Here is a 559-nt window from a genome sequence, read left to right on the forward strand (position 1 = left end):
AACACCGTCTGGGGTCGCTTGAGGTACATCTCCTGGTCGACGACGCGCTCGTAGATCTCGTAGAGGGTGTCGATCGCCGCCTCGTCCGGCGAGAACTGGATGTGCACCGCCGAGCGATAGGCCCGACAGGACGTCAGGAAGAAGTACAGCGTCTTGTGGTGTTTCGGGGTCGCGTCGACGACGCCGACCGACTCACCCGCGAGGTCGTCGGAGAAGTCGTTGAGCATCGCCGCGACGTCGTCGACGAGCTGTTCGTCCGGGCGGTACACCGGCGCCCCGAACGTCTGCTCGAGAAACCGCGTCGTCGACTTCAGAAACGGGTTCGAGTCGAGCCCGGTCGGGTCGACCGCGGCGAAGGTGTCGTACAGCTCGAGCAAGGTCCGTAGCTCCTCGCGGGTGACCGCGATCGGCATGACCGGGTCTCCCTTGGGGAGCGAGTAGTCCGGAAAGCTGTGGCCCCCGGGATCCGGGAGCGCCGAGAGCGTGTCGTCGATGCCCATACTCGACCCACGACGTCCGCTCCCTAACCGTTTCCGGGGGTCCTCGGCTCGAGCGAAGG

1 protein-coding gene is annotated in these 559 nt (G+C 65.8%); it reads right to left on the bottom strand.

Annotated elements, in window-relative coordinates:
* Positions 1-500 (bottom strand): hypothetical protein (locus ACNA7R_RS20600; RefSeq protein ID WP_416285395.1); only part of this gene is annotated, 500 nt, incomplete at its 3' end.
* Between the last annotated feature and the right edge of the window lie 59 nt (positions 501-559).

The sequence above is a fragment of the Natronococcus sp. genome, from assembly GCF_047921035.1.
GTDB lineage: Archaea > Halobacteriota > Halobacteria > Halobacteriales > Natrialbaceae > Natronococcus.